General features: G+C 67.6%; 27 protein-coding genes. 25 read left to right on the forward strand and 2 right to left on the reverse strand.

All coding sequences use genetic code 11. From position 1 onward, the window contains the following. Positions 1-11 precede the first annotated feature (11 nt). Entirely contained in the window at positions 12-848 is an 837-nt protein-coding gene (locus tag AC5RUF_RS04270) for a PhzF family phenazine biosynthesis protein (protein ID WP_494129825.1), read from the forward strand. Positions 849-855: 7 nt separating this feature from the next. Next, positions 856-1935: a nitronate monooxygenase gene (locus AC5RUF_RS04275; RefSeq protein ID WP_494129826.1), complete on the forward strand. Its 1080-nt coding sequence runs from the start codon at positions 856-858 to the stop codon at positions 1933-1935. A gap of 38 nt (positions 1936-1973) precedes the next feature. On the opposite strand, the gene AC5RUF_RS04280 is transcribed toward AC5RUF_RS04275, so the two are convergent. Continuing rightward, entirely contained in the window at positions 1974-2555 is a 582-nt protein-coding gene (locus AC5RUF_RS04280) for a Vms1/Ankzf1 family peptidyl-tRNA hydrolase (protein WP_494129827.1), read from the reverse strand. A 68-nt stretch (positions 2556-2623) separates the two neighbouring features. On the opposite strand from AC5RUF_RS04280, the gene AC5RUF_RS04285 reads away from it, so the two are divergent. From AC5RUF_RS04285 to nusB, 13 genes are all read left to right on the forward strand, one after another. Continuing rightward, on the forward strand, positions 2624-4039 hold the full coding sequence (locus AC5RUF_RS04285; RefSeq protein WP_494129828.1) for a replication-associated recombination protein A: 1416 nt from the start codon (positions 2624-2626) through the stop codon (positions 4037-4039). Positions 4040-4225: 186 nt separating this feature from the next. Beyond that, positions 4226-4852 (forward strand): 30S ribosomal protein S4, encoded by a 627-nt coding sequence (gene rpsD, locus AC5RUF_RS04290; protein WP_227911493.1) that lies wholly within the window; start codon positions 4226-4228, stop codon positions 4850-4852. A gap of 190 nt (positions 4853-5042) precedes the next feature. Further along, the gene (locus AC5RUF_RS04295) at positions 5043-5432 is read left to right on the forward strand and encodes a DUF948 domain-containing protein (RefSeq protein WP_493997762.1); all 390 of its coding nucleotides are present in this window, start codon (positions 5043-5045) and stop codon (positions 5430-5432) included. Positions 5433-5474: 42 nt separating this feature from the next. Continuing rightward, a complete protein-coding gene (locus AC5RUF_RS04300) occupies positions 5475-5726 on the forward strand; it encodes a hypothetical protein (protein ID WP_493997765.1) in 252 nt (83 codons plus the stop codon). Between the two features lie 96 nt (positions 5727-5822). Continuing rightward, positions 5823-8516, forward strand: coding sequence for an alanine--tRNA ligase (gene alaS / locus AC5RUF_RS04305; RefSeq protein ID WP_494129829.1), 2694 nt, complete (start codon positions 5823-5825; stop codon positions 8514-8516). Position 8517: 1 nt separating this feature from the next. Continuing rightward, the gene (gene ruvX, locus AC5RUF_RS04310) at positions 8518-9099 is read left to right on the forward strand and encodes a Holliday junction resolvase RuvX (protein ID WP_494129830.1); all 582 of its coding nucleotides are present in this window, start codon (positions 8518-8520) and stop codon (positions 9097-9099) included. After that, positions 9096-10310, forward strand: a complete 1215-nt coding sequence (gene mltG, locus AC5RUF_RS04315) for an endolytic transglycosylase MltG (RefSeq protein WP_493998467.1) — start codon at positions 9096-9098, stop codon at positions 10308-10310. The genes ruvX and mltG overlap by 4 nt, the downstream gene beginning before the upstream one ends. Beyond that, positions 10311-11174 carry a shikimate dehydrogenase family protein gene (locus AC5RUF_RS04320; RefSeq protein WP_494129831.1) on the forward strand — a complete coding sequence of 288 codons (864 nt, stop codon included), beginning with the start codon at positions 10311-10313 and terminating at the stop codon, positions 11172-11174. It abuts the gene before it with no gap. Between the two features lie 32 nt (positions 11175-11206). After that, positions 11207-12421 (forward strand): chorismate synthase, encoded by a 1215-nt coding sequence (aroC, locus tag AC5RUF_RS04325; protein WP_494129832.1) that lies wholly within the window; start codon positions 11207-11209, stop codon positions 12419-12421. Next, complete coding sequence (locus AC5RUF_RS04330) at positions 12405-12971, forward strand: shikimate kinase (protein ID WP_493998037.1); 567 nt, start codon at positions 12405-12407, stop codon at positions 12969-12971. The genes aroC and AC5RUF_RS04330 overlap by 17 nt, the downstream gene beginning before the upstream one ends. Then, complete coding sequence (aroB, locus tag AC5RUF_RS04335; protein ID WP_493998038.1) at positions 12972-14093, forward strand: 3-dehydroquinate synthase; 1122 nt, start codon at positions 12972-12974, stop codon at positions 14091-14093. 72 nt (positions 14094-14165) lie between these two features. Then, entirely contained in the window at positions 14166-14729 is a 564-nt protein-coding gene (efp, locus tag AC5RUF_RS04340) for an elongation factor P (RefSeq protein WP_493998039.1), read from the forward strand. Continuing rightward, positions 14726-15136 (forward strand): transcription antitermination factor NusB, encoded by a 411-nt coding sequence (nusB, locus tag AC5RUF_RS04345; protein ID WP_493998040.1) that lies wholly within the window; start codon positions 14726-14728, stop codon positions 15134-15136. Before efp ends, nusB begins: the two co-directional genes overlap by 4 nt. A gap of 118 nt (positions 15137-15254) precedes the next feature. On the opposite strand, the gene AC5RUF_RS04350 is transcribed toward nusB, so the two are convergent. Further along, on the reverse strand, positions 15255-16472 hold the full coding sequence (locus AC5RUF_RS04350; protein WP_494129833.1) for a PrsW family intramembrane metalloprotease: 1218 nt from the start codon (positions 16470-16472) through the stop codon (positions 15255-15257). A gap of 145 nt (positions 16473-16617) precedes the next feature. Between AC5RUF_RS04350 and pyrR the strand changes: the two genes are divergently transcribed. From pyrR to rpoZ, 10 genes are all read left to right on the forward strand, one after another. After that, positions 16618-17208 (forward strand): bifunctional pyr operon transcriptional regulator/uracil phosphoribosyltransferase PyrR, encoded by a 591-nt coding sequence (gene pyrR / locus AC5RUF_RS04355; protein ID WP_493996754.1) that lies wholly within the window; start codon positions 16618-16620, stop codon positions 17206-17208. After that, positions 17205-18200: an aspartate carbamoyltransferase catalytic subunit gene (locus AC5RUF_RS04360; RefSeq protein WP_493996755.1), complete on the forward strand. Its 996-nt coding sequence runs from the start codon at positions 17205-17207 to the stop codon at positions 18198-18200. Before pyrR ends, AC5RUF_RS04360 begins: the two co-directional genes overlap by 4 nt. Then, positions 18197-19519 (forward strand): dihydroorotase, encoded by a 1323-nt coding sequence (locus tag AC5RUF_RS04365; RefSeq protein WP_494129834.1) that lies wholly within the window; start codon positions 18197-18199, stop codon positions 19517-19519. Before AC5RUF_RS04360 ends, AC5RUF_RS04365 begins: the two co-directional genes overlap by 4 nt. Continuing rightward, complete coding sequence (locus tag AC5RUF_RS04370; protein ID WP_493996757.1) at positions 19519-20034, forward strand: PH-like domain-containing protein; 516 nt, start codon at positions 19519-19521, stop codon at positions 20032-20034. The genes AC5RUF_RS04365 and AC5RUF_RS04370 overlap by 1 nt, the downstream gene beginning before the upstream one ends. A gap of 38 nt (positions 20035-20072) precedes the next feature. After that, positions 20073-21212: a glutamine-hydrolyzing carbamoyl-phosphate synthase small subunit gene (gene carA, locus AC5RUF_RS04375; protein ID WP_494129881.1), complete on the forward strand. Its 1140-nt coding sequence runs from the start codon at positions 20073-20075 to the stop codon at positions 21210-21212. Further along, positions 21212-24505, forward strand: coding sequence for a carbamoyl-phosphate synthase large subunit (gene carB / locus AC5RUF_RS04380; protein ID WP_494129835.1), 3294 nt, complete (start codon positions 21212-21214; stop codon positions 24503-24505). Before carA ends, carB begins: the two co-directional genes overlap by 1 nt. After that, positions 24498-25367, forward strand: coding sequence for an orotidine-5'-phosphate decarboxylase (pyrF, locus tag AC5RUF_RS04385; protein WP_494129836.1), 870 nt, complete (start codon positions 24498-24500; stop codon positions 25365-25367). Before carB ends, pyrF begins: the two co-directional genes overlap by 8 nt. A 124-nt stretch (positions 25368-25491) precedes the next feature. Further along, positions 25492-25809 (forward strand): integration host factor, actinobacterial type, encoded by a 318-nt coding sequence (gene mihF, locus AC5RUF_RS04390; protein ID WP_493998605.1) that lies wholly within the window; start codon positions 25492-25494, stop codon positions 25807-25809. Positions 25810-25859: 50 nt separating this feature from the next. Continuing rightward, the gene (gmk, locus tag AC5RUF_RS04395) at positions 25860-26429 is read left to right on the forward strand and encodes a guanylate kinase (protein WP_493998604.1); all 570 of its coding nucleotides are present in this window, start codon (positions 25860-25862) and stop codon (positions 26427-26429) included. 26 nt (positions 26430-26455) lie between these two features. Next, entirely contained in the window at positions 26456-26719 is a 264-nt protein-coding gene (rpoZ, locus tag AC5RUF_RS04400; protein ID WP_227901772.1) for a DNA-directed RNA polymerase subunit omega, read from the forward strand. Positions 26720-26738 lie beyond the last annotated feature (19 nt).

The following is a 26738-nucleotide window of genomic DNA, read 5'->3' on the forward strand; positions in this document are numbered from 1 at the left end:
AGAGTTTGGGCATGAGAGAACGCTGGTTCAAGCAGGTGGATGTATTCGGACGTCAGCGCTACCAGGGTAACCCCGTTGCCGTGGTCCTGGATGCGGACGGGGTGTCAGATGCAGCCATGGCCGCGTTCGCCCGCTGGACCAATCTGTCCGAGACCACCTTCGTGCTGCCGCCCGCCGCGGAAGGGGCGGACTACCGGGTCCGGATCTTCACCCCCGGGGGCGAAATCCCTTTCGCCGGCCACCCCACGCTGGGCACCTGCCACGCCTGGCTGGAGGCCGGAAACATTCCGCATTACCCCGGCGTCGTCATCCAGGAGTGCGGGGTGGGCCTGGTAACCCTGCACGCCTCGACCGGCATGGCAGCCTTCGGTGCACCGCCGCTGATCCGCTCCGGCGAACCGGAAGACTCCGTCCTGAAGCAGGCCGTGGACGCACTGGGACTCAGCCGTGAGCAGGTCCGGGCAGCCAACTGGGTGGACAACGGGCCCGGCTGGCTGGGCCTGTTGCTGGCGGATGCGGACACCGTGCTGGGACTGGCTCCCGATGCGGCCGCACTGGGCGACCTGGCCGTGGGCGTGATCGGGCCGCAGCCCGACGGCGCCGAAACGGACTTCGAGGTACGCGCCTTCGCACCCGGCCACGGTGTGCCGGAGGACCCGGTCACCGGCAGCCTCAATGCCGGACTGGCCCAGTGGCTCATCGGTGCCGGACTGGCACCGGAACGCTACACCGTCACCCAGGGCACCGCCGTCGGCCGCTCCGGACTGGTGCGGATCTTCAACCGGGACCGGAAAATCTGGGTGGGCGGGGAAACCGCCACCTGCATTGACGGCACAGTCACCCTCTAGGGCAGCTGTGTTCAGTCTGGCTTCACTCGACCATGCCGTGGTGGGGGCTCCGATGGCCGGCGGCCCCTCCACCGCTGTGCTGGCCGCAGCCGTGTCCAACGCCGGCGGATTGGGTTTCCTGGCCGCCGGCTACAAAACCCCCGAAACGCTGGAAACCGAGATCGCCGCTACCAGGGACCTTGTCGGCGGGGGAGGTGGCCGCCCGTTCGGGGTCAACCTCTTTGTGCCGGACATTGCCAACACGGCCGGCCCGATGCCAACCGGGGACGGAAGGCCCGGGAACGGCACGGCCGGAAACCTGGCTGCCGCCCTGGCCTATCGCCAGGAGCTGGCGCGGGAGTATCCGGCAGATCTGCTGCCGCTGCCGGACCCTGCCGATACCGACGGCTGGGACGCCAAAGTGGAGCTGGTGCACCGGCTGCGGGTGCCGGTGGTGTCCTTTACCTTCGGGCTGCCTCCTGCGGCGGTGCTTGCGGTGCTGTCCGACGCCGGGACGGCCGTTGCGGTCACGGTGACTACGGTTGCCGAAGCGGAACTGGCCGCCGCCGCGGGTGCCCGCATGCTGTGCCTGCAGGGTCCCGATGCCGGCGGGCACCGCGGCAGCTTCGACGCGGCCGCCGAGCCGGCAACCCAACCGCTGCCGGAGCTGGTGCGGGAGGCCCGGTCCCGGCTTGGAACCGGCGTTGAACTGATAGCGGCCGGCGGCATCACCACGCCGGTCCAGGCCCGGGCGCTGCGCGGCGCCGGAGCGGACGCCGTGCAGATCGGCACGGCGCTGCTGCTCAGCCCGGAAGCAGGCACCGCCGCCGTGCACCGTGCGGCCCTGCAGGATCCGCAGTTCACCGCCACCGCCCTGACCCGGGCGTTCTCCGGCCGCACGGCCAGGGGACTGGCCAACCGCTTTATGGCTGCCCATCCGGAAGCGCCGGCCGCCTACCCCCTGGTCAACCAGGTCACCAAGCGGCTTCGGGCGCAGGCGGCCGCAGCGGGCGATCCGCACGGGACCAGCCTCTGGGCCGGAACCGGGTTCCGGGCGGCACGCCCTGAGCCGGCGGCACTGACCGTCACGCGGATCAGCGGCAGCTAAACGGCAGCCACGCGGCGCCTGATAGGACCAGCCGGTGGTCAGGGAACGGTAATCCGGACCAGTACCGCTGCGGCGTCCCGCGCTGCCTGTGCAAGAACCGCAGCCGTGGGATCGGCAACATCCAGCGGCCGCAGCCGTGCCAGCCCGGCCCAGGGCGCGAGCTCCTTCCGGGCGGCCGCCTGCCCGGCCAGGGTGCGGTCCCCGCCCGGCACCAGGTACTCGGGACCGAAGGCGGCAAACAGCCGTGCAGCTTCGACGGCAGCAATGCCCGCCAGGACTGCCGGCGCACGGCGGGCATTGCCGGATCCGGTTTTCGACCCCAGCAGCCGTCCCTCGCGGCAGACCCCTGCGGCGTACCCGCCGCGGCGCACCAGCAGCAGGCCCAAAGTACGGGCCTGTCCGGCGAGGGAGACCAGCCGTTCGACCTCGTTGCCGCCCCGTCCGGGACGGCCGTCGGCAGGCCACGGCGGCAGCAGTTCCGCCCGCGCCCCGGAAGCGGCTTCCACCAGGAGACCGGCCTGCCCGGACCGTATCTCCACCGGGCCCTGAGCGGCCTCGAACCGCCCCAGCCAGCCGGGCAGCCGCTGCGCCTCCACATGGATGGTGCGGGTGGAGGGCATGGCGGGTGCCTGCTTTCGGGACGGGACGGGTGGACCAGCCAAGGTTAAGGCACGAGTAGCCTTGAACCGTGAATGCTTTGTCGGGGAATGATTTGTTCAGTGCAGGCGGAGACGACGAGGACGGGTACGACGACGCCGCGGACAGCTCCGCTGCCCGGCAGCGCCCGCGCAGCCCCCTCGCGGTCCGGATGCGCCCGCGCACGGTGGATGAAGTGGTGGGCCAGCAGCACCTGCTCGGACCCGGCTCGCCGCTGCGGACCTTGGCGCAGTCAGCCGATGACCGCAACCCTGCCGGACCCTCCTCGGTAATGCTGTGGGGTCCTCCCGGCACCGGAAAGACCACGCTGGCGCATGTGGTGGCCCGCGGTGCCGGCCGCAAATTCGTGGAGCTGTCCGCCATCACCGCCGGTGTGAAGGACGTGCGCCGGGTGATGGACCAGGCCCTTACGGACCGGGACCTGCACGGCGTCACCACCATCCTTTTCCTGGATGAGATCCACCGCTTCAACAAGGCGCAGCAGGATGCCCTGCTGCCCGGAGTGGAGAACCGGTGGGTGGTCCTGATGGCGGCCACCACTGAAAACCCCTCCTTCTCCGTGGTCTCCCCGCTGCTGTCCCGTTCCCTGCTGCTGACCCTCAAGCCGTTGACGGAGGCCGATATCGCCTCCCTGCTGCAGCGGGCCGTGGAGGACGAGCGGGGCCTTGCGGGCAGGGTGACGGTCAGTGAGGAGGCACTGGAGCACCTGGTCCGGCTGGCTGCGGGCGATGCGCGCCGCGGGCTCACCGCCCTCGAGGCTGCCGCCGGCGTCGCCTACTCGGAGCGGGCGGAAGGCGAGGATGTGCCTGAAGTGACGCTGAAGCATGCCGAGGAAGCCCTGGACGTTGCCGCCCTGCGCTATGACCGGGCGGGCGACCAGCACTATGACATCACCAGCGCGTTCATCAAGTCGCTGCGCGGATCCGACGTCGACGCCGCCCTGCACTATCTGGCGCGGATGCTCGAATCGGGGGAGGACCCGCGCTTTATCGCCCGCCGCCTGGTGATCTCGGCGTCGGAGGACGTGGGGATGGCGGATCCGACGGCGCTGCAGACAGCGGTGGCCGCGGCCCAGGCCGTCCAGCTGATCGGCATGCCCGAAGGACGGATCATCCTGGCCGAGGCCGTGGTGCACATCGCCACCGCGCCGAAGTCCAACGCCGCCTACAACGGCATCAACGCTGCCATTGCGGACGTGCGGGCCGGGCGCGGGCAGGGGGTGCCGGCCCACCTGCGCGACGCGCACTATCCGGGGGCCAAACAGCTGGGCCACGGCAAGGGATACATCTACTCGCACGACGCACCGCATGGGATCGCCAAGCAGCAGTACGCCCCGGACGACCTGGTGGGACGGAACTACTACGAGCCGACCGGCAACGGAGTGGAACGCGAGATTTCCGCCCGGCTTCAACGGCTGCGGGGCATCATCCGGGGCGGGAAGGCCTGACGCTCCGGCCTGCGGGGCCGTGTTAGCATTGATGGTTGACTGGCAAGCCGGGGTGCAAACCTTTGGCTGTAGCAGACGGCAGCGGTTGGCCGGAGCTCTCCCTCATGGAGGCCAGCATATTTCGCAGCAGTCACAGCAGGGATAACTTTCTGCCGTGGCCAAACCGCCAAACAGTGAAAGGTGAACGTGGCTAACAACACACGTGCACGCCGTCAGGCACGCGCATCGCGCGCCCTCGGCATTGCTTTGACCCCCAAGGCAGCTAAGTACTTCGAGCGTCGGCCTTACCCCCCGGGTGAGCACGGCCGCGCCCGTCGCAAGCAGGACAGCGACTACGCCGTACGTCTGCGCGAAAAGCAGCGTCTGCGTGCGCAGTACGGCATCCGCGAAGCACAGATGACCCGTGTCTTCGAAGAAGCCCGCCGCACCGCCGGCCTGACCGGTGAAAACCTGATCGAACTGCTCGAAATGCGTCTCGACGCGCTCGTGCTGCGTGCAGGCTTCGCCCGCACCATCGCCCAGGCCCGCCAGCTGGTTGTGCACCGCCACATCCTGGTTGACGGTGCCCGCGTGGACCGCCCGTCCTTCCGCGTTTCCGAAGGCCAGCTCATCCACGTGCACCAGCGCAGCGAGACCATGACGCCGTTCCAGGTTGCCGCTGCCGGCGCCCACCGCGACGTCCTGCCCGCAGTCCCGGGTTACCTCGATGTTTCCCTGGACAAGCTGCAGGCACGCCTCGTGCGCCGCCCCAAGCGTTCCGAAATCCCCGTGACCTGCGAAGAGCAGCTCGTGGTGGAATACTACGCACGCTAAAGAGCGGGTTTACCCGTTTACAGAACAGCCCGCGGCCTTGTGCCGCGGGCTGTTCCGTTATCCGGGCGGCTTCGCTTTCGTGGCGCAGGCGGCAAAAGTAAGTGCTGCGGCGCCGCAGTAGGTAAGGTACATATGGCGGAACCGCGCACGGTTGTGCCAACCACTATGATTTTTGCGCAAAAGGAGTCCCATGTCGGGTGGAGATATTGCCGGTCTGATAGCGGCCGGCGTGTTTGCCGTGCTGGTGGCATTGCTGGCCGTGCCCGTCTGGAAACTGGGGAAGGTCTTTGACGAAATGCGCGGGGCCATCCGGACCCTCAGCGAAGAGACCACGCCGCTGATCGACGAAGTGACCACCACTGTGTCCACTACCAACCTGCAGCTGCAGAAGGTGGACGGGATCTCCTCGAACGTCTCCGACGCCTCAGCCAACCTGTCCGCCCTGTCCTCCCTGGTGGCAGCCACCATCGGGTCGCCGCTGATCAAGGTCTCGGCCTTCAGCTACGGCGTCCGTTCGGCCCTGGCCTCCCGCCGCACCGCGCGGACGCAGGGCACCGGCCGGGGCCGGCGCAGCCGCTAGGCACCCCGCAAGCCCATCCCGAAAGCACAGGAGCGAATCATGATTAAGCGCGTATTTTGGATGTCGATCGGCGTCGCCATCGGTGTGATTGCCGTCCGCCGGGTCACGGAAGCCAAGTCCAGCCTCAGCCAGGCCGGCATCAACCGGGCCGTGGACTCCGCCGCCGGCGCCGTGCAGAGTTTCGCCGAAGCCCTGCGCGAGGGCATGAGCCAGCGTGAGGGAGACCTGCGCGCCGCACTGGGACTGGACACCACGGACAACGCCGCCGATGCCATCCGCTCGGTCCGCCGCTAAGGCAGGACCGGACGCCGGGCATCACGGCACAGCAGTACCGCGCGCAGCCTCACCTGCGTGCTGATATCGGAATTACCGGAAGGGTAAAGAAGCACCATGAAGTCCCACGAGATTGCCCGCCGCTGGCTGGATTACTTCAGCGATAAGGGCCATACGGTGGTGCCCTCGGCGTCACTTGTCTCCAACGATCCCTCGCTGCTGTTCACAGTGGCCGGCATGGTGCCGTTCATCCCGTACCTCACCGCCCGCGAAAAGGCCCCGTACAACCGGGCCACCAGCGTGCAGAAGTGCATCCGTACCGCCGACATCGAAGAGGTAGGCAAGACCGCCCGCCACGGCACGTTCTTCCAGATGGCCGGCAACTTTTCCTTCGGTGACTACTTCAAGGAAGAAGCCATCACCTATGCGTGGGAGCTGCTGACCTCCGACGTCGAGAAGGGCGGCTTCGGCCTGGACCCCGAACGCCTTTGGGTCACCGTCTATGAAGACGGCGATGAGCGCGACGAGGAAGCACGCGCCATCTGGCGGGACAAGATCGGTGTCCCCAACGAGCGCATCGTCGGCACCGGCAAGGCCGACAACTACTGGAACACCGGCCAGGCCGGCCCCGGCGGCCCCTGCTCCGAGATCTACTACGACCGCGGTCCGGCCTACGGACAGGAAGGCGGCCCCGCCGTCGACGAGACCCGGTACATCGAGATCTGGAACCTCGTCTTTATGCAGTACCAGCTCTCCGCTGTCCGGTCCAAGACCGACTTCGACGTTGCCGGGGAACTGCCGCAGAAGAACATCGACACCGGCCTCGGTCTCGAACGCCTCGCAATGATCCTGCAGGGCGTGGAGAACATGTACGAGACGGACCAGGTCCGTCCGGTGCTGGACAAGGCCGCCGAGCTGTCCGGCAAGGCCTACACCAGTGCCGAGGATCCGTCCGACCCGCACCACACGGACGACGTCCGCATGCGCGTGGTGGCCGACCACATCCGCTCCGCCCTGATGCTGATCTCCGACGGTGTCAGCCCGTCCAATGAGGGCCGCGGCTACGTGCTGCGCCGCCTGATCCGCCGCGCCGTGCGCGCCATGCGACTGCTGGGCGTTGAAACCGCCGTGCTGCCCGAACTCCTGCCCGTTTCCCGGGACGCCATGAAGGGCACCTACCCCGAGGTCGAGGCCGACTTCGCCCGGATCAGCCGCATTGCCTACGCCGAGGAGAAGGCGTTCCTGCGCACCATCGCCTCGGGCACCGAACGCCTGGAAGAGGCCGTCAAGGTTTCCAAGGCCGCGGGCACCCCGCTGTCCGGCGAGGAAGCCTTTACCCTGCACGACACCTACGGTTTCCCGATCGACCTCACCCTGGAAATGGCCGAGGAAGCGGGGCTGAAGGTGGACGAAGCGGGCTTCCGCTCCCTGATGTCCGAACAGCGCAAGCGTGCCCAGGCCGACGCCCGCGGCAAGAAGCACGGACATGCGGACCTTTCGGTCTTCAACGAACTGCTGGCTGCGGGTAACACCGTCTTCACCGGATACGACGAACTGGCTACCGAATCCACGGTCCGCGGCATCATTTCCGGCGGCTCCCGGGTGGAATACGCCGGCCAGGGATCGGAAATCTCCCTGGTCCTGGACGAGACCCCGTTCTACGCCGAAGCAGGCGGCCAGGCCGCCGACACCGGCCTGATCACCGGTGACGGCTTTGTCCTGGAAGTGCAGGACGTCCAGCGCCCGGTGAAGGGCCTGAGCGTGCACAAGGCGATTGTCCGCGAGGGCGAAATCGCAGCCGGCGCCAGCGTGCTGGCCGCCGTCGACGCGCAGCGCCGCCACGAGGCCGAGCAGGCGCACTCCGGCACGCACATTGTGCACGCCGCCCTGCACCAGATCCTCGGCCCGGAAGCCCTGCAGCGGGGTTCCTTCAACAAGGCCGGCTACCTGCGCTTCGACTTCTCCTGGGGCGAAGGCCTGTCTGATGCCGCCAAGTCCGAGATCGAAGAGGTCTCCAACCTGGCCATCCGCAGCAACTACCAGGTCGAAACCAAGATCATGTCCCTGGCGGACGCCAAGGCACTGGGCGCCACCGCCCTGTTCGGTGAAGCCTACGGCGACACCGTGCGCGTGGTGGAAATGAACGGCGACTGGTCCCGTGAGCTCTGCGGCGGCACGCACGTGGAATCCACCTCGCGGATCGGCAGCCTGACCCTCCTGGGCGAGCAGTCCGTCGGCTCGGGCAACCGCCGGGTTGAGGCCTTCGTGGGCATGGACGCATTCCGCCACCTGGCCGCCGAGCGGGCCCTGGTCAACGAGCTCTCCGAAATGCTGAAGGTCCCCTCCGTGCAGCTGCCGGACCGGCTTGCAGCCACCCTCGCAAAGCTGAAGGCCACCGAGAAGGAACTGGAAAAGCTGCGCCGAGACCAGCTTGCCGCTTCCGCGGCTGCCCTGGTCGGCACCGCCATTGACGTGGACGGAGTGCGTCTGCTGGCCCACGACGCCGGCGAGGTGGGCGGCGCGGATGACCTGCGTACGCTGGCCCTGGACCTGCGCTCACGCCTCGGCAGTGAACCCGCGACCGTGGCCGTGGCCGGTGTTTCGAACAACCGTCCCGTAGTGATTGTCGCCACCAACGAGGGCGCCCGCAGCGCTGGCGTCAAGGCCGGAGCCCTGGTCAAGGTTGCAGCCGGCGTCCTCGGCGGCGGTGGCGGCGGCAAGGATGACGTGGCCCAGGGCGGCGGCTCCGACGCGGGCAGGATCGCGGATGCCCTCACAGCCATCCGCGGAGCCGTGGCCGGACGGAGCTGACTTGGCAGCTTCTGGGGTACCGCGCGGCGTAAAGCTCGGGGTCGACGTCGGCCTGGTCCGGGTGGGCCTGGCCGCCAGCGACCCCGACAGCGTCCTCGCCATGCCGGTGAGGACGCTGAAGCGCGATGCGAAGAAGAACAGCGACATCAAGGTGGTGCTCCGGGAGGTTGCCGAGCGCGCCGCCGTTGAGGTCTTTGTGGGTCTTCCGCGCAGCATGCGCGGGGGAGAAACGGCCTCCACGCTGATGGCGAGGGAGTACGCGCAGACCCTGGCCCAGGCCCTCCAGGATGCCGGGCAGCAACTGCCCGTGCGGCTGGTGGACGAACGCCTGACCACCGTCACCGCGCACCGATCGCTTCATGAAGCTGGAATGAACAGCAGGAATCACCGTACAGTGGTGGATCAGGCGGCTGCCGTGGCAATTCTGCAGCAGTCTATTGACACACAACGTTCCCTGAACCGGGACGTGGGGGAGCTGGTTACACCGAGCCGGACGCATCGCCACCGTGATGCCGAGCCGGCCCCGACCGAGGAGTCAACAATTTCGCAGGACATCGAGCGCGAAGGCGGTATCACGCCGTGAGCCACAGATATCCCGAGTACCCCGCCATGGCGGAACCGGACCATGAGCCCGGCTACGGCCAGGGAGACGAGCTTCCCATGACACAGTTCTTCAACGAGCCGGCGGACCTGCCCACGCGCAGGAGCCGCCGCCCGTCCCGGGAGAAGCAGCGGCGACGACGCCGCCGGACGATCATCATGGTGGCCGTGCTGGCAGTGTTCGCCGGCGTCGTTTTTGGCCTGACCATGTTCCTGCGGGACCTGCTGGGCATGAACGAGGTCAAGGACTACGAGGGCGGGGGCAACGGTACCGTGGCGTTCACAGTCGCCCAGGGCGACGGTCCGCTGCTGATCGGCGGAAAGCTGGAAGCCGAAGACATCGTGGCCACCTCCAAGGAGTTCGTCAACGCGTTCAACGCCCAGTCCGACGGCCGGGAGATCCAGCCCGGCACGTACGAGATGAAGTACCAGATGTCCTCCTCCGCAGCAGTGGATGCACTGCTGGGCGACGGCGGCAGCCCCGTCCACTACGCTGCCGTACAGCGCGGCCTGCGCCAGAACGAGGTCTTCGAGGTGCTCAACACCTCCACGCAGATCCCGCTCTCGGAATTCCAGGCGCTGGCCGATGCCCCGCAGCAGTTCGGCCTCCCGGCCGAAGCGGTGAGCCTTGAAGGCTACCTGTTCCCGGGTGAATACCGGTTCGACGTCGAGATGGACGCCACGGAAATCATCAAGGAAATGGTGGACAACACGTTCGCCGAACTAAAGAACGCCGGCATTGCCGACCCCGCCGAGCAGTATCGGATCCTGACCAAGGCCAGCATCATCCAGGCCGAGGCCGGCGAAGCCGATTACCACGACGTTGCAGGTTCCATCGAGAACCGGCTGGGCCCGGACAACAAGGAAACCAACGGACTCATCCAGTCCGACGCAACAGTGACCTACGGGCTGGGACGCAAGAGCTACGAGCTGACCCCGGAGGAGAAGGCGGACAAGTCCAACCCGTACAACACGTACGCCAACCCCGGACTGCCCGTGGGGCCGATCGGCTCGCCGAGCCCGGAGGCCATCGAAGCGGCAGCCAATCCCGCGGACGTCCCGTACTTCTACTGGGTCACCGTGAACCTGGACACCGGTGACACCAAGTTCTCCAGCACGCTGGCGGAGCACGCCAAGTACGTGGAGGAATACCAGAACTGGTGCAGCACGCAGAAGCCCGGGCGGTGCGGATAAGTGGATTCACGGCGGGCAGCCGTCCTGGGGCATCCGATCAGCCACTCCAAGTCGCCGCTGATGCACCGGGCCGCCTACGCCCACCTCGGATTCGCCTGCAGCTATGAGGCGATCGACCTCACGGCAGGGGAGGCCGCGGCATTCGCGGCCTCCCTGCGCCGCGGGGACGGCTGGGCGGGTCTCTCCGTCACCATGCCGCTGAAGGCCGTCCTGGTCCCGGAGATGGACCGGACGGACCGGCGGGTGCAGGCGCTCGGTGTCCTGAACACGGTGACCTTTGCCCGCGAAGACAACCGCACGGTCCTCACCGGCCATAACACCGACGTCGCCGGGATCATCGGTGCCCTGCGCAATGCCGGTGTCCGGGACCGTCCCCGGGCCGTTGTGCTGGGCGCCGGCGGTACGGCATGCGCTGCCGTGGCCGCACTGGCAGAGCTCGGTTCCCCCGAGGTCCGGGTCTGCGCCCGGCGGTTCCCCGACCCGTCCGCCGGCACCGCCGGGGTGCGTGAGGCGGGGGAGCGGACCGGCATCCGTGTCCACGCCCGCCCCTGGGAAGAAGCGGCCGCAGGCTGCGCCGGGGCCGACGTCGTGATTTCCACCCTGCCGCCCCACGGTGCGGACGCCCTGGCCCGGGACATTTCCGCCGTCTCCCACGGCGGCATCCTGCTGGACGTGGCCTACGACCCCTGGCCGAGCGCCCTGGCCGCGGCATGGGCCGGGCAGGGCGGCACCGTGGCACCCGGGATCGACATGCTGCTCTACCAAGCCGTGGAACAGGTGAAGCTGTTCACCGGCGACGCGTTCCGGGATGAACCCGGCGTCACAAACGCAATGTGTGACGCAGTGGGAATACCGCGGCGCTGAACGCCCGGCCCTGACGTGGCAGTATTGAAAGCATGTTGCGTTGGTTGACCGCCGGTGAGTCCCACGGGCCTGCACTGGTTGGAATCGTTGAAGGTGTCCCTGCCGGAGTGGAAGTGGACAGTGCCGCCATTCAGGCCGCCCTGGCCCGCCGCCGGCTCGGTTACGGCCGCGGTGCCCGGATGAAGTTTGAACAGGACGCGGTCCGCATTCTTGGCGGTGTCCGCCACGGCCGTACCCAGGGCGGCCCCGTGGCCATCGAGATCGGGAACACCGAGTGGCCCAAATGGGAACAGGTGATGGCAGCGGATCCGGTGGATCCGGAGCTCCTGGCCGATTCCGCCCGCAACGCACCCCTGACCCGGCCCCGGCCCGGCCACGCTGATTTCACCGGCATGCAGAAATACGGCTTTGACGAGGCACGGCCCGTCCTCGAACGTGCCAGCGCCCGCGAAACGGCCACCCGGGTGGCGCTGGGCGCCGTCGCGTCCGCGTTCCTTGGTCAGCTGGGCATCCGCCTGGTGAGCCACACTGTCGGCATCGCCGGGGTGATGGCCCCGGAGGATGCCGCACTGCCGCACCCCGCCGACGTCGACGCCCTCGACGCCGATCCGATGCGCTGCTTCGACCCCGGCGTCTCCGCGGCGATGGTGGCAGAGGTCGATGCCGCGCACAAGGAGGGTGAGACCCTCGGCGGCGTGGTGGAGGTGCTGGCCTACGGCCTGCCGCCGGGACTGGGCAGCTACGTGCACTGGGACCGCCGGCTGGACGCCCGCATCGCCGGTGCGCTGATGGGCATCCAGGCCATCAAGGGCGTGGAAGTGGGGGACGGGTTCCTTACGGCCACCCGCCGCGGTTCCGCCGCCCACGACGAAATCCTGCAGGACGGCAACGGACACGTGGTCCGGTCCGGGAACCGGGCCGGCGGCATTGAAGGCGGCATGAGCATCGGTGAGCTGCTCCGCGTCCGGGCCGCCATGAAACCCATTGCCACGGTGCCGCGCGCCCTGCGCACCGTGGACGTGCGCACTTCCGAACCAGCCCGCGCCCACCACCAGCGCTCCGACGTCTGCGCGGTTCCTGCTGCCGGCGTCGTGGCAGAAGCCATGGTGGCGCTGGTGCTGGCCGAAGCCGTGATTGAAAAGTTCGGCGGCGACTCCGTGCCGGAAACCGCCCGGAACCTGCGCGCGTACCTGGCCGCCATCCCCGAGTCACTGGAATCCGCCGGTACCGATGTCCCGCAGTACTGACCTCCGCGGCGCGGGCGGCGGTGTCCGGACACACCGGACCGGCCGGCACGTGGTCCTGATCGGTTTTATGGCCGCCGGCAAATCGGTGGTGGGCCGCGGCTACGCCGCCCGCGCGGGGCTGCCCTTCGTGGACACGGATGAGGCCGTGGTGGAACGCTACGGTCCCATCGCCGAGCTGTTCACCTCGCGCGGGGAATGCTTTTTCCGCGAAGTGGAGGCCCGGACCGTGGCGGCAGCCCTGGAAAACCCGGTCCCGTCCGTGATCTCCCTGGGCGGCGGTGCAGTGCTGGATTCGGGTACACAGCAGCTTCTGGCCGGTGTCACTGTAGTGTTTTTGGATACGGACCTGGCCACCGTGCTGCCCCGGATCACCCGGGCCGGCCACCGGCCCATGCTTGCCCCGGATCCGGTCCGGCGCTGGCAGGAGCTGGCCACGGCCCGCCGACCCGTCTACGAATCCCTGGCCGACATCACCATTGACACCAGGGGCCTTACAGTTCCGGCCATTATCGACCGGCTGACTTCCGTCCTCACTAAAGGAGAAGACTAGATGCCCTCCGAACCGACGATCATTCCGGTAACCGGCTCCGCCCCCGCAGACAACTACGACGTCGTAGTGGGCAACGGCCTGCTGGGCCGCCTGCCGGAGATGCTCGGTGAACGCGTGCGCCGTGTCCTCGTCATCCACCCGCGCGCACTGCGCACCACGGGGGACACCGTCCGCGATGAGCTGGCCGCCACGGGCCTGACGGCAGTGACCGCGGAAATTCCCGACGCCGAAGAGGGCAAGCACATCCAGGTGGCCGCGTTCTGCTGGCAGGTCCTGGGACAGAATGACTTCACGCGGTCCGACGCCATTGTGGCGGTGGGCGGCGGAGCCGTCACCGACGTGGCGGGCTTTGTGGCCGCCACCTGGCTGCGCGGTATCAAGGTGGTGCACATCCCCACGTCCCTGCTGGGCATGGTGGATGCGGCCGTGGGTGGGAAGACCGGCATCAACACGGCCGAAGGCAAGAACCTGGTGGGCGCCTTCCATCCGCCCGCCGGGGTCCTCGCCGACCTGGATGCGCTGGCCACGCTGCCGAAAAACGAACTCCTCAGCGGTATGGCCGAAGTCATCAAGTGCGGTTTCATTGCCGATCCCGCCATCCTGGACCTCATCGAAGCGAACCCGGAGGCAGTGGCCGACGGCGGCTCCGATGTCGTGCGCGAACTCGTTGAGCGTTCCATCCGGGTCAAGGCGGACATTGTGTCCTCGGACCTGCGCGAGGCCGGCCGGCGGGAATTCCTGAACTACGGACACACCCTGGGCCACTCGATCGAACTGGCCGAACGCTACCAATGGCGCCATGGCGCGGCGGTGTCGGTGGGTCTGGTGTTCGCCGCCGAACTCGGGCGCATGGTGGGCCGCCTGGACGACGCCACCGCGGACCGGCACAAGGAAATCCTCTCCTCGCTGGGCCTGCCCGTCAGCTACCGCAAGGACCGCTGGTCGGCCCTGCTGGACGGCATGCGGCGGGACAAGAAATCCCGCGGTGACCTGCTGCGCTTCGTGGTGCTGGACGGACTCGCGAAGCCGTCCATGCTTGAGGTCCCGGACACCTCGCTGCTGTTTGCCACCTACCAGGAAATTGCCTCCGAGCCGCAGGGCGGCATCCGGCTCAGCCTGTAGGTTCCCGCGAGCGGGTAGAATAGTGGACGGACTTGAATAAACGTACTTTCACGAACAACCGGAAGAGAAACTGTGGCGACGACCAACGACATCAAGAACGGCACCGTGCTGAAGCTTGAAGGCAACCTCTGGAGCATCATCGAGTTCCAGCACGTGAAGCCGGGCAAGGGTGGTGCGTTCGTCCGTACCAAGATGCGCAACGTGACGTCGGGCAAGGTAGTGGACAAGACGTTCAACGCCGGAATCAAGGTAGAGACCGCCACGGTGGACCGCCGCGACTACCAGTACCTGTACCAGGACGGCGAAGACTACGTCTTCATGGATACCTCCGATTTCGACCAGCTCACGGTCCCGGGCAAGATTGTCGGCGACAACGCCAACTTCATGCTCGAGTCCATGATGGTCACCATCGCCATCCACGAAGGCTCCCCGCTCTACATCGAGCTGCCGCCGTCCGTCACGATGGAAATCACCTACACCGAGCCGGGCCTGCAGGGCGACCGCTCCACCGGCGGCACCAAGCCTGCCACCATTGAGACCGGTTACGAGATCCAGGTTCCGCTGTTCCTGGAAACCGGAACCAAGGTCAAGGTTGACACCCGCACCGGCGACTACCTGGGACGCGTTAACGAGTGAGTGCACGCAGTAAAGCACGGACCCGCGCACTGGAGGTCCTCTTCGAAGCCGAACAGCGTTCGGTTTCAGCCTTCGATGCCATCCGGGCCCGCCGCGAACAGACCGACCAGACCATCAACCCCTACACCATGGACCTGGTGGAAGGCGTGGTTGCGATGCAGGAGCAGATCGATGAGTTCCTGAGCACGTATTCGCAGGGCTGGACGCTTGAACGCATGCCTTCGGTGGACCGCATCATCCTCCGCCTGGGCGCCTGGGAACTCCTCTACAACGATGAGATCCCGGACAAAGTGGCCATCAGCGAAGCCGTGGAATTGGCGAAAGCGCTCTCCACGGACGAATCCCCGGCCTTCATCAACGGCCTGCTGGGCCGGCTGCAGGAACTGAAGCCTTCGCTTCTGGCCTGAGGCCAGAATGCAGCAAACGCAAAAGACCGGCCCCGCGGGGCCGGTCTTTTGCGTTTCCCGTACCGGAACCGGCCGGGCAGGGCCCCTAGCGGCGCCCCTGGGGGCGGCTGCGCGGCCCCTAGGCCCGGCTGCCCGCAAGCATGGCCGTGCGGATACCGGTGACTTCGCCCAGCAGGGTCTGCTCGTACTGCTGGTTGGCAGGTATGTCCCGGCCCACGGCAATCTGCTGCCGGGTCAGCGCCAGCCGCGTGGAGCGGCGGATGAATTCCTTCATGGCCGCCTTGGTTGCCGGTCCGTTAACGCGTGCCCATGCCATGGCCTGGCGCCTGCCGCTGCCCGTGGCCAGCATGCGCACTTCGGCGGGCGTGAACCAGCCGGCCCGGGCATATTCGTCCAGCCGGCGCAGGGTCAGCCGCTGTTCACTGCGGCGCAGGAACCAGACGCCGGTGACTGCCAGGGCAAACAGCGGGACCTGGAGCAGGAAATAGAACACGAAGAAGTTGTCCCCGAAGAAAAGCATCGGCCCGCCGTTCCAGAGCATATGGCCCAGGATCGCGGGGATCAGGCCCAGGACAAAGGCCGGCGCAATCCAGCCCCGCCCGGCACGGCTGGCGGCCAGCCCCAGCGCGAGGCCGGTGCAGGCAGTAAATAGCACGTGCGCGAACGGTGAAAGCAGCCCGCGCAGGACGAACGTAAAGCCGAGCTGGTTCGCGCCGGTCCAGTCCGGGGTGACCATGGCGGTGCCGAAATAAAGGATGTTCTCGGTGAAGGCGAAACCGGCAGCCACAGCCGCTGCGAAAACGATACCGTCCACGGGCCCGTCGAAGATCCGGCGGCGGACCAGCAGCAGGATGAGGATCCCGAGCCCCTTGGCCGTTTCCTCGACCACAGGGGCTTCAACCACCAGTCCCAGCACGTCCGCCGATGTGTAGGGCAGCAGGTCCAACAGGGCCAGCGTAAAGAGCGGCCCAAGCGCAATGGCAATCACTACGGAAACGCCGGCTCCCCACAGGAAGGAAAACAGCAGGGCGCTGCGCGGTTCGGGTTCCCACCGGTCCACCCACCAGATGCCCAGGAGACAGATGCCCAGCGGAATCAGGGCCAGGAAGCCGCAGACCAGGAATGCCGGGGAACCGAAGCGGCCGATGAGCCACATTCCCACCCACGCCAGGGCCGCGGCGGACAGCACCATCAGCACGATGGTGACCACCAGGCCGCGGTCCCGCCGGGGTGCCGGGGGAACCCAGAACGGTTGGACCGGCCCCGGGCCGTAGGCAGGCGCATACCCGGGCGGACCGGGATGCTGCTGGGTGGGAAGGAAACCTGGTGTGCTCATGCGGTGGGCCTGCTCATAGCAGACAGGATAGTCACACAAAACGCGTTTAGGTCACAGATGGGAGGCCGCGCGGCGCGCTGTGGTAGCTTGGACGCGCATTCAACCTTTAAATCCGTCCTGTGAGGCGGGGAAGGAGGAAGCGGAAATGACGGACAACCATGCCGTTCCGGTACCCAGCCGTACCGTTCTGTCTTCAGCTGACATTGACCGCGCGCTGACGCGCATCGCCCACGAGATCCTCGAGGCCAACAAGGGGCCCGAAGACCTGGTCCTGATGGGCATTCCCCGCCGCGGATATCCGCTGGCCCGCCGGCTCGCCGCCAAAATAGCCGCAGCGTCCCCCGGCGTCGACCCGGCCGCAATCACCGGGCAGCTGGACGTCACCATGTTCCGTGACGATCTGTCCCGCCGGCCCACCCGGCCGCCGTACGCCACCCGGGTTCCGGCCACAGGCATCGACGACAAAGTCGTGGTGCTGGTGGATGACGTGCTCTACTCCGGACGTACCATCCGTTCCGCCCTCGATGCCCTGGTGGACCTGGGCCGGCCGAGGATTGTCCGGCTGGCAGTCCTGGTGGACCGCGGGCACCGCGAACTGCCCATCCGCGCCGACCATGTCGGCAAGAACCTGCCCACCGCCTCCCGCGAGCAGGTCCGGGTCCGGCTGGCGGAGTCCGACACCGCGGACTCGGGAGCGCCCGCCAACGACGAAGTGGTCATTGAAGGCACCGCATGAGGCACCTGCTCTCCACACTGGACCTCAGCCGGACGGACGCGCTGGCCATCCTGGACACCGCGGAGGAAATGGCGGCAGTAGGGGAGCGGGAAGTCAAGAAACTTCCTGCCCTGCGCGGCCGCACCGTGGTGAACCTGTTCTTCGAAGACTCCACCCGCACCCGGATCTCCTTCGAAGCAGCCGCCAAGCGGCTTTCCGCCGACGTCATCAATTTTTCCGCCAAGGGTTCCTCGGTATCCAAGGGTGAATCGCTCAAGGACACCGCGCAGACACTGGCCGCCATCGGCGCCGACGCAGTGGTGATCCGGCATGGCTCCTCCGGTGCGCCGGCGCGGCTGGCCACCTCCGGCTGGATTGACGCCGCCGTCCTGAATGCCGGCGACGGCACCCACGAACACCCTACCCAGGCCCTGCTGGATGCCTTCACCATGCGCCGGCACTGGGCGCGGCTGCACGGTACCGCCTCGGCAGGAACCGACCTGGCCGGCATGAAAGTGGTCATCGCCGGAGATGTGCTGCATTCCCGTGTGGCCCGTTCCGATCTCTGGCTGCTGCGCACCCTGGGCGCGGAAGTGACATTGGTGGCGCCGCCCACCCTGCTGCCCTTCGGCGTCGGGACCTGGCCCTGCACCGTCCGCTACGACCTGGATGAAGCCCTGGATACGCGTCCGGACGCCGTGATGATGCTCCGGGTGCAGGGGGAGCGGATGCAGTCGGCCTTCTTCCCGTCCGTCCGCGAGTACTCCCGCCGCTGGGGGCTGGACGATGTCCGGCTGGACCGGCTGGACACCCTGGGCCTGAAGGACACCATCATCATGCACCCGGGCCCGATGAACCGCGGACTGGAAATCTCCGCACGCGCTGCGGACTCGCCGCGGTCCACCGTCCTGGACCAGGTCAGCAACGGGGTATCCGTCCGGATGGCCGCCCTCTACCTGCTGCTCTCCGGTGAGGGCAGCCCCGCACGCACAGCACAGGAGCATTCGCTATGAGTACCATCTACCTGATCCGCGGGGCCTCGGTGCTCGGCGCGGAGGAGGCGGACCTCGTTATCGAAAACGGCATCATCACCGCCGTCGGCCCGGGACTCGGCGCTCCCGCGGGCGCCGAGGTGCTCGAGGCACACGGGCTGGTCGCCCTGCCCGGCATGGTGGACCTGCACACCCACCTGCGCGAACCCGGCCGCGAAGACGCCGAAACCGTGGAAACCGGCAGCCGCGCCGCAGCACTGGGCGGGTTCACCGCCGTGCATGCCATGGCCAACAGCATGCCGGTGGCGGACACCGCCGGCGTGGTGGAACAGGTCCTGAGCCTGGGCCAGCGGGCCGGCTGGGTGGACGTCCGCCCAGTGGGCGCCGTGACCGTCGGTTTGGAGGGCGAACGGCTGGCCGAGCTGGGCGCCATGGCGGATTCCCGCGCCCGGGTGCGTGTCTTCTCCGACGACGGCAAATGCGTATCCGATCCGGTGCTGATGCGCCGCGCGCTGGAATACGTGAAGGCCTTTGACGGCGTGATCGCCCAGCATGCCCAGGAACCCCGGCTGACCGAAAACGCGCAGATGAACGAGGGAGAGGTCAGCTCTGTCCTGGGCCTGGCCGGCTGGCCTGCCGTGGCCGAGGAAGCAATCATTGCCCGCGACGTCCTGCTGGCCCGCCACACCGGCTCCCGGCTGCACGTCTGCCACCTCTCCACCGCGGGCTCGGTGGACATCATCCGCTGGGCCAAGGCACAGGGCATCAACGTCACCGCCGAGGTCACCCCGCACCACCTGCTCCTGACCGACGAAATTGCGCGCACGTTCGACCCGGTGTACAAGGTGAACCCGCCACTGCGGACCGAGGCAGATGTCCAAGCAGTGCGCCGCGGGCTGGCCGACGGCACCATCGACATTGTGGGCACGGACCACGCCCCGCACCCCACCGAGCACAAGGAATGCGAGTGGGCGCAGGCCGCCATGGGCATGACCGGCCTGGAAACGGCGCTTTCCGTGGTGCAGCACACCATGATCGAGACCGGGCTGATGGACTGGGCGGGATTTGCCCGCGTCACCTCCGCCACCCCCGCCCGGATCGGCAGGCTGGCCACGCAGGGCCGGCCCCTCGCCGCGGGGGAACCGGCCAACGTCATATTGGTTGACCCGGCTGCGCGGCGGCGGGTGGACCCCCATAAGATGGCAACCAAGGGGCGCAACAGTCCGTTTGCCGGACTGGAACTGCCCGGCGTGGTCCAGGCGGTTTTCTATGCCGGCCACCCCACGGTCCTGGCCGGCAGGCTGAATACGCCCCACCCCGCTGCCTCAAAGGAATTGTGATGGAACTGCTGTACTTTTTCCTGGGCCTTGCCGCCCTCGTCGTTGTTGTCCTGGGCCTGTTTGCCCTGGGCTGGCGGGGCCGACGACGCCGGCAGCAGGATATGCCCCGGCCCTTGCCGGTACCGGAGGAGCTGTCGGAGCCGGGATTCCAGGCCCTCGGCCAGTACGTGGTCACCACCACCGCAGGGGACTGGCTGGACCGGGTGGCGCAGTACGGCCTGGGCGTAAAGTCCAACGCCACCGCCGCCGTATTCCCCGAGGGCGTGCTCTTCGCCCGCTCCGGGGCGGATGACCTGTGGATCCCGCGCCATGACCTGCGGGCGGTGCGCCTGGAGCGCGGCATGGCCGGCAAATTCGTAGAGAAGGACGGCCTGGTCACCGTGACCTGGCAGCTTGGCCCCAAACGCGTGGACACCGGCTTCCGGACGCGCTCGGGCAGCGACAAGACCCCCCTGGTACGGGCAATTACTGAACTTCTGCCGGAATCGGCCACCCCAAGCGAGGAACAACTGTGACAGTGCACGAGATCATCAACCCCACCCCCGCCGTCCTGATGCTCGAGGACGGCCGGACCTTCCGCGGCCGTGCCTACGGCGCGGAGGGAACCGCCCTGGGCGAAGCCGTTTTCGCCACCGGCATGACCGGCTACCAGGAAACCATCACCGACCCCTCCTATGCGCGGCAGTTGGTGGTCCAGACCGCGCCGCACATCGGCAACACCGGGGTCAACGCGGACGACGCCGAGTCCCGGCGCATCTGGGTTGCCGGCTACATTGTGCGCGACGCCGCCCGACGCCCGTCCAGCTGGCGCTCGGAACGGACCCTGGACGAGCAGCTCGCGGAACAGGGCGTGGTCGGCATTTCCGGCGTCGACACCCGGGCTGTGACCCGTCACCTGCGTGAACGCGGTGCCATGAAGGCCGGCATCTTCTCCGGCGCCGACGCCGGACGGCCCGACGCCGAACTGCTCGCCGAGGTCCGTGCCCAGCAGGGGATGGAAGGAGCCCGGCTGGCCGAAGAGGTCAGCGTGGATGAGACCTACCTCATCGACCCGGCCGACCACGGCTGGACCGGCGAACCGGTCGCCACCGTGGCGGCGATCGACCTGGGCATCAAGTCCATGACGCCGGTGCGGTTCGCCGAGCGCGGCGTGCGCACCTACGTGCTGCCGGCCGCCTCCACCTTCGAGGACATTGCCGCACTGAACCCCGACGGCGTGTTTATGTCCAACGGCCCGGGCGACCCGGCCACCGCGGACGTACAGGTGCAGCTGTTGCGCCGGGTACTGGATGCCGGCATCCCTTTCTTCGGCATCTGCTTCGGCAACCAGATCCTGGGCCGCGCCCTGGGCTTCGGCACCTACAAGCTGCGCTACGGCCACCGCGGAATCAACCAGCCCGTGCTGGACCGCCGCACCGGCAAGGTGGAGATCACCAGCCAGAACCACGGTTTTGCCGTGGACGCCCCGCTGGACGGGCCGGTCACCGCGCCGGAGTCCCGCTACGGACGGGTGGAAGTCAGCCACGTGTCCCTCAACGACAACGTGGTGGAAGGCCTCGCCTGCCTGGATATCCCCGCGTTCTCCGTCCAGTACCACCCCGAAGCCGCTGCCGGACCGCACGACTCGGCCTACCTCTTCGACCGCTTCACGGACCTTATGGCCTCCTCCGGCAAGAACAAGGAAAGCATCTAATGCCCCGCAGAACCGACCTTCAGTCCGTCCTGGTGATCGGCTCCGGTCCGATCGTGATCGGCCAGGCCGCGGAATTCGACTACTCCGGCACGCAGGCCCTGCGGGTGCTGAAAGAGGAGGGCCTGCGGGTCATCCTCGTGAACTCCAATCCGGCCACCATCATGACGGACCCGGAATTCGCCGACGCCACCTATGTGGAACCGATCACCCCGGAGGTGGTCGAAAAGATCATCGCGAAGGAGCGGCCCGACGCGATCCTGCCCACCCTGGGCGGCCAGACCGCACTTAATACGGCCATCGCGCTGGATAAGAACGGCGTGCTGGAGAAGTACAACGTGGAACTCATCGGCGCCAACATCGCCGCCATCGAACTGGGCGAGGACCGCGAAAAGTTCAAGGGCGTCGTCGAGCGCTGCGGCGCCGAATCCGCCAAGTCCATCATTGTGCACAGCATGGAGGAGGCCTTCGCCGCCGCCGACGAGCTGGGCTACCCGATGGTGGTCCGCCCGTCCTTCACCATGGGCGGGCTCGGTTCCGGCCTGGCCTACAACGCCGAAGACCTGCGCCGTATTGCCGGTGCCGGCATCCAGTACAGCCCCACCTCCGAGGTGCTGCTTGAAGAGAGCATCCTCGGCTGGAAGGAATACGAGCTGGAAATGATGCGGGACAAGAACGACAACGTGGTGGTTGTCTGTTCCATCGAGAACTTCGACCCGGTGGGCGTGCACACCGGCGACTCCATCACCGTGGCTCCGGCCATGACCCTGACCGACCGCGAGTACCAGAAGCTGCGCAACATCGCGATCGCCGTCATCCGGGAAGTCGGCGTGGATACCGGCGGATGCAACATCCAGTTCGCCATCGAACCGGACACCGGCCGGGTTGTCGTCATCGAAATGAACCCGCGTGTTTCCCGTTCCTCGGCACTGGCTTCCAAGGCCACCGGCTTTGCCATCGCCAAGATCGCCACCAAGCTCTCCCTGGGCTACACCCTGGACGAAATCCCCAACGACATCACCAAGAAGACCCCGGCGTCCTTCGAGCCCACCCTGGACTACGTGGTGGTGAAGGTCCCGCGGTTCGCGTTCGAGAAGTTCCCGGCGGCCGACCCCACCCTGACCACCACCATGAAGTCCGTGGGTGAGGCCATGGCCATCGGCCGCAACTTCACCGAAGCCCTGCAGAAGGCCCTGCGCTCCCTGGAGCAGAAGGGCGCCGCGCTCTCCTTCGACCCGGTGGACGCGGCCGATGTCCCCGCCCTGGTCAAGGCCGCCCGGCAGCCCACCACCGGCCGCCTGCAGCAGGTCCAACAGGCGCTGCTGGGCGGTGCCACCATAGAGGAGCTCTATGTGGCCACCGGCATCGACCCCTGGTACCTGGACCAGCTGGCCCTGATCAACGAAACCGCCGGGCAGATCCGCGCCGCCGCGGCGGTCAACGAGGACATCCTGCGCCTGGCCAAGCGGCACGGCTTCTCCGACGAGCAGATCGGCCGGCTGACCAACACCCCCGAAGCCGTGATCCGCGGTGTCCGGCACGCGCTGAACGTCCGCCCGGTCTACAAGACGGTGGACACCTGCGCCGCCGAGTTCGCCGCGTACACGCCGTACCACTACTCCTCCTATGACGAGGAGGACGAGGTGGCCGAGCACGCCAAGCCGTCCATCATCATCCTGGGCTCCGGACCGAACCGGATCGGCCAGGGCATCGAATTCGACTACTCGTGCGTCCACGCCACCATGGCCCTGCGCGAGGCCGGGTACGAGACCGTGATGATCAACTGCAACCCGGAAACCGTCTCCACCGACTACGACATCTCCGACCGGCTCTACTTCGAGCCGCTCACACTGGAGGATGTCCTGGAGGTTATTGCCGCGGAACAGCGCACCGGCGGCGTCCTGGGCGTATTCGTGCAGCTGGGCGGGCAGACGCCGCTGAAGCTGGCCCAGTCCCTGGCCGACGCCGGCGTGCCGATCCTGGGCACCTCGCCCGAAGCGATCGACCTGGCCGAGCACCGCGGCGCGTTCCAGCGGGTGCTGGACGAGGGCGGCCTGACCGCCCCGAAGAACGGGACCGCGGTCTCCTTCGAGGACGCAAAGAAGGTGGCCGACGAAATCGGCTACCCCGTCCTGGTCCGCCCGTCCTATGTGCTGGGCGGACGCGGCATGGAGATTGTCTACGACGAGGAAAACCTCGCCCGGTACATCACCAACGCCACCGAGATCACCCCGGACCACCCGGTCCTGGTGGACCGGTTCCTGGAAGACGCCATCGAGATCGACGTCGACGCCCTCTTCGACGGCACCGACCTGTACGTGGGCGGCATCATGGAGCACATCGAGGAAGCCGGCATCCACTCCGGTGACTCCGCCTGCGTCCTGCCGCCCATCACCCTGGGCACCGACGTCATCGGCCGGGTCCGGGAAGCGACCCTCGCCATTGCCGCCGGCGTGGGAGTGCGCGGGCTGATCAACATCCAGTTCGCCCTCGCCTCGGACATCCTCTACGTGATCGAAGCCAATCCGCGGGCCTCGCGCACCGTGCCGTTTGTCTCCAAGGCCACCGGCGTGCAGCTGGCCAAGGCCGCGGCCCTGATCGGCACCGGCGTGTCCATCGCGCAGCTGCGGGCGGCCGGAAAGCTGTCGGCCGACGGCGACGGGTCCACCCTGCCGCTGGACGCCCCGGTGGCGGTAAAGGAAGCCGTGCTGCCCTTCAGCCGGTTCCGCACCCCGGAGGGCACCGTGGTCGACTCCCTGCTCGGCCCGGAAATGCGTTCCACCGGCGAAGTCATGGGCATCGACAAGTACTTCGACACCGCCTTTGCCAAGTCCCAGGCCGCAGCCAACAGCGCCCTGCCCACCAGCGGCAAGGTCTTTGTCTCGGTGGCCAACCGGGACAAGCGTTCCATCATCATGCCGGTGAAGCTGATGAGCGACCTCGGCTTCGAGATCCTCTCCACCGGCGGCACGGCGGAGGTGCTGCGGCGCAACGGCATTGCCGCCACCGTGGTGCGAAAGGTCGCCGAGGGTGCCGGACCGAACGGGGAAGGCACCGTGGTCGACCTCATCACTGCCGGCGAAATCAACCTGGTGGTCAACACCCCGTCCGGCGGGCAGGCCCGGGGGGACGGCTACGAAATCCGTGCCGCCGCCACGTCCATCGGCTGCCCGGTGGTCACCACCGTCTCCGAGTTCAGTGCCGCGGTCCAGGCCATCGAGGCGATGCGGTCCTACGAATGGGACGTTACCTCCCTGCAGCAGCATGCCGCCCGGTTGAAGGCCGCCGGTGCCTGAGGCCCGCCGCCCCTTCGGCGCACAGCTGCGCGCGGCGATGGACCGCCGCGGGCAGCTGTGCGTGGGCGTCGACCCGCATCCGGAGCTCCTGGCCGGGTGGGGACTGAACGACGACGCCGCCGGGCTGGAGCGTTTTTCCCTCACGGTCCTGGACGCGGTGCAGGACCACGCTGCTGCCCTGAAGCCCCAGGTTGCCCTGTTCGAGCGCCATGGCTCCGCCGGCCTGGCTGTCCTGGAACGGCTGCTGGCCGCCTGCACCGACGCACAGATGCTCAGCATTGCCGACGCCAAGCGGGGTGACATTGGCTCCACGATGGCCGCCTATGCCGACGCGTGGCTCCGCGACGGCTCGACTCTGGCCGCCGACGCCGTCACCCTCAGCCCGTACCTCGGGTTTGACTCCCTGCGCCCGGCCCTGGACCTGGCCCGGACCAACGGGCGCGGCGTGTTTGTCCTGGCCCTGACCTCCAATCCCGAAGGCGCCACGGTGCAGCATGCCGGCGGGGGAGCGGGGCAATCCGTGGCGGCACAGGTGGTGCAGGCCGCGGCGGCGGAGAACGCCGCCGCCGGGGACGGGGGAACAGGCGGCCTGGGCTCCGTGGGCCTGGTGGTCGGCGCGACCGTGGGCGCCGGCGTCCTGGCGGAGCTGGGCATTGACCTGGCTGCCTCCGGTGCGCCGCTGCTGACGCCGGGCCTGGGGGCCCAGGGTGCCACTGCGGCGGACCTGCACCGGACCTTCGCCGGCGCCTGGCCCAATGTCCTGGCGACCTCCAGCCGCGGGATTCTGAAGGCCGGACCGGAACCGCGCCTGCTGCGGGATGCTGCGGCCCGTACTGCGGGGGAACTGGCCGCCGAAGGCTAGCAGCGCGGCAGTGCGCGGCCGGCCGGCTAAGCGGCGTCCATTGCAATTCGGCTTCTTTTACGGATAGGTTCGGACCTACCAGCAGAGCCGCTGACAGCGGTACGTCCTCGTCCGGGAGTCCCTTTTGAACCTCAAGCCCCTGACCGAAGCCGAGCGTACCCGGGCAAGGGAAAAAGCCACTGCCGCCCGGGCAGCACGGGCCGAAGTCAAGTCACGCATCAAGTCCGGTGAGCTCACTATTGAGGAAGTGATCCTCTCCCGTTCGGGGGAGGAAGCCGTGGGCCGGCTAAAGGTCATGGACCTGCTCCGCGCACTGCCCGGTGTCGGGGAACGCCGCGCAGCTGGAATAATGGCTACGGTAGGTATTGCGCCCACCCGCCGTGTCCGGGGGCTGGGCGTGCATCAGCGCAAGGCGCTGATCGACCTGCTGGAGAACCATTAGGGCACATATCAGCGATTTATCGAGTTATTTAAAGAGTGAATGAGGTCTACGTGTCGCAACCGCGGCTGACAGTTCTGGCAGGTCCAACCGCAGTTGGCAAGGGCACTGTATCCACCTATATCCGGGACAACTATCCCGAAGTCTGGCTTTCCGTCTCGGCCACCACCCGCGCACCGCGTCCGGGCGAGGAAGACGGCGTGCACTACTTCTTCGTCAGTGCCGAAGAATTCGACGCCCTGGTCGAAGAAGGCCAGATGCTCGAATGGGCCGTGGTGCACGGACGCAACCGTTACGGCACCCTGCGACGCACCGTCGAAGCGGCCATGGCCGAGGGCCGCAGCGTGCTGCTGGAGATTGACCTGCAGGGCGCCCGGCAGGTCAAAAAGTCCATGCCGGAAGCGAATTTCGTGTTCCTGGCACCGCCTACCTGGGATGAAATGGTCCGGCGTCTGGTAGGGCGCGGCACCGAAACCCCCGAAGAGCAGCAGCAACGGCTGGAAACCGCTAAACTGGAACTTGCTGCCGAGTCCGAGTTCGATCACACCGTCATCAACGATGACGTCCAGCGGGCGGCAGCTGAGCTTGTATCACTCATGGGAATCAGTCCGCGCCAGCGCTGACAAACCGCGAATCCCGTTCAAGAATTTTGGAGAACCCTGTGTCTGAAGGCATCATCAACCCGCCGATCGACGATCTGCTCGAAGCAGCCGATTCCAAGTACGCGCTGGTCATCTACGGTGCCAAGCGCGCCCGCCAGATCAATGCCTACTACTCCCAGCTGCACGAGGGCCTGTTCGAGTATGTCGGCCCGCTGGTCGAGACCAAGCTGAACGAGAAGCCGCTGTCCATCGCCCTGCGCGAGATCAATGACGGCATGCTTGTGGTGCGCCCCAACGAAAGCGCCGAGTAACCGGCCGCAGGCAAACGGG

It is taken from the genome of Arthrobacter sp. Y3224198 (genome assembly GCF_059090025.1).

Bases quoted from the DNA above. Each gene is read 5' to 3' on its own strand.
- AC5RUF_RS04270 (WP_494129825.1), top strand. From the start codon at position 12: ATGAGAGAACGCTGGTTCAAGCAGGTGGATGTATTCGGACGTCAGCGC.
- AC5RUF_RS04280 (WP_494129827.1), bottom strand. From the start codon at position 2,555: ATGCCCTCCACCCGCACCATCCATGTGGAGGCGCAGCGGCTGCCCGGC.
- AC5RUF_RS04295 (WP_493997762.1), top strand. From the start codon at position 5,043: ATGTCGGGTGGAGATATTGCCGGTCTGATAGCGGCCGGCGTGTTTGCC.
- alaS (WP_494129829.1), top strand. From the start codon at position 5,823: ATGAAGTCCCACGAGATTGCCCGCCGCTGGCTGGATTACTTCAGCGAT.
- aroC (WP_494129832.1), top strand. From the start codon at position 11,207: ATGTTGCGTTGGTTGACCGCCGGTGAGTCCCACGGGCCTGCACTGGTT.
- AC5RUF_RS04330 (WP_493998037.1), top strand. From the start codon at position 12,405: ATGTCCCGCAGTACTGACCTCCGCGGCGCGGGCGGCGGTGTCCGGACA.
- aroB (WP_493998038.1), top strand. From the start codon at position 12,972: ATGCCCTCCGAACCGACGATCATTCCGGTAACCGGCTCCGCCCCCGCA.
- AC5RUF_RS04350 (WP_494129833.1), bottom strand. From the start codon at position 16,472: ATGAGCACACCAGGTTTCCTTCCCACCCAGCAGCATCCCGGTCCGCCC.
- pyrR (WP_493996754.1), top strand. From the start codon at position 16,618: ATGACGGACAACCATGCCGTTCCGGTACCCAGCCGTACCGTTCTGTCT.
- AC5RUF_RS04360 (WP_493996755.1), top strand. From the start codon at position 17,205: ATGAGGCACCTGCTCTCCACACTGGACCTCAGCCGGACGGACGCGCTG.
- AC5RUF_RS04365 (WP_494129834.1), top strand. From the start codon at position 18,197: ATGAGTACCATCTACCTGATCCGCGGGGCCTCGGTGCTCGGCGCGGAG.
- AC5RUF_RS04370 (WP_493996757.1), top strand. From the start codon at position 19,519: ATGGAACTGCTGTACTTTTTCCTGGGCCTTGCCGCCCTCGTCGTTGTT.
- carA (WP_494129881.1), top strand. From the start codon at position 20,073: ATGCTCGAGGACGGCCGGACCTTCCGCGGCCGTGCCTACGGCGCGGAG.
- carB (WP_494129835.1), top strand. From the start codon at position 21,212: ATGCCCCGCAGAACCGACCTTCAGTCCGTCCTGGTGATCGGCTCCGGT.